General features: G+C 76.5%; 1 protein-coding gene. It reads right to left on the bottom strand.

Going from position 1 to position 603, the window contains the following annotated elements; all coding sequences use genetic code 11:
* On the bottom strand, positions 1-603 hold a 603-nt coding region (locus tag ESO86_RS18320; protein WP_129236078.1), incomplete at both ends, for a carbohydrate kinase family protein.

Below are 603 nucleotides of genomic sequence, written 5' to 3' on the forward strand. Positions count from 1 at the left end.
GGCGCCGGTGAGGTCGCGCACGGCGTCGACCGGCGGGACGGGGACCCGCGCGACGGGCACCCCGGCGTCGAACACCTCGGTGGGGTGCGGTCCGTGCTTGACCACGACCCGGTGCGCGACGGATGCCGCGACCTCGCCCCCCGCCGCGACGCCCAGCAGCTCGGCCTCGGTCTCGTTGGCGAACAGCACGTCCGGGCGGAGCTCGGCGAACCAGCCGAGCACGCGCCGCACGCCGAGCCCCTCGAGCAGCCCCGTGGACGACGCGTCGATCGACACGCGCGCGCCACGCCCCCGTGCGAGCGCGATCAGGCGCTGGACCTCGTCGCGCATCGACTCGTGCTCGAAGCCGTAGCTCGGAACGTGCAGCCAGGCGACGCCGTCGAGCCATCCCGGCTCGACGTCGGAGAGTTCGGCCGCCGCCGCGCGGTCGGGGAACATCGTGCGCTCGCCGTCGGGGGCGACGACCAGGACGACCGCTCCCGTGCGTCCCTCGCGCTGGACGCGCACGTCGACACCGGCCTCGGCGAGCACCGACACGAGCGCGGCGCCGGCGCCGTCGTCGCCGACCCGGCCGATGAAGCGCGTCGGCGTGCCGGATGCGGC

The sequence above is a fragment of the Agromyces binzhouensis genome, assembly GCF_004135055.1.
In the GTDB taxonomy this organism is placed as follows: domain Bacteria; phylum Actinomycetota; class Actinomycetes; order Actinomycetales; family Microbacteriaceae; genus Agromyces; species Agromyces binzhouensis.